Source organism: Pedobacter jamesrossensis, assembly GCF_042650905.1.
Classification (GTDB): domain Bacteria; phylum Bacteroidota; class Bacteroidia; order Sphingobacteriales; family Sphingobacteriaceae; genus Pedobacter; species Pedobacter jamesrossensis.
This window is the reverse complement of record NZ_JBHSBY010000005.1, coordinates 1-558: the sequence shown is the minus strand read 5'-3', so window position 1 is coordinate 558 and position 558 is coordinate 1. Positions and strand designations below refer to the sequence as shown.

The following is a 558-nucleotide window of genomic DNA, read 5'->3' as shown; positions in this document are numbered from 1 at the left end:
CATAACAAAATTGACAGGAGCTTCCTGTTCCAGATGAAGGTACATTGCACTAAAGCTTGGAAAACCCCTGTCGTAAATTGCCAACATATCCCTTTCCAAATTTGGAATCCACTGATAGGCGATATGTTGCTCAGATGTATTGATTGGGTGTAACTGGGAACAGATGTTGACACCGTTCAGTACGTCTCTAGCAGTCATGATCCTGCCCATAACAACAGACGTAGATTGGTTAACCTGGACGCCAAAATGGTCAAATACCTCAGGCTTGTTGACCAGATAGCTTGTCGAACCATCGATAGCAACCAGCCTAAATCCCTTCCATCGCTTTGCCCGTTTGCCATAAAGACTGTAAAAGGAATTAACCAGTACCGCATTCCAAAGTGCAAAAAAACTATAATGTAGCTTTTGTCGCTGTTTACAAAACGCAGCCTTGGTAACACAACCCTCTGTTGGATAATGAGTAGAAAAAAAATCCTCTAACTCAACCGAGAGGCTACGCTTGAGAAGGCTAATGACAAGGTAAGCAATTCGGTCAAGGGGCAATTTCCTACGCTTTGT

1 protein-coding gene is annotated in these 558 nt (G+C 43.2%); it reads right to left on the bottom strand.

Going from position 1 to position 558, the window contains the following annotated elements; translation table 11 throughout:
* A partial coding sequence (locus ACFOUY_RS00750) for a hypothetical protein (protein ID WP_378958527.1) occupies positions 1-558 on the bottom strand: 558 nt, incomplete at both ends.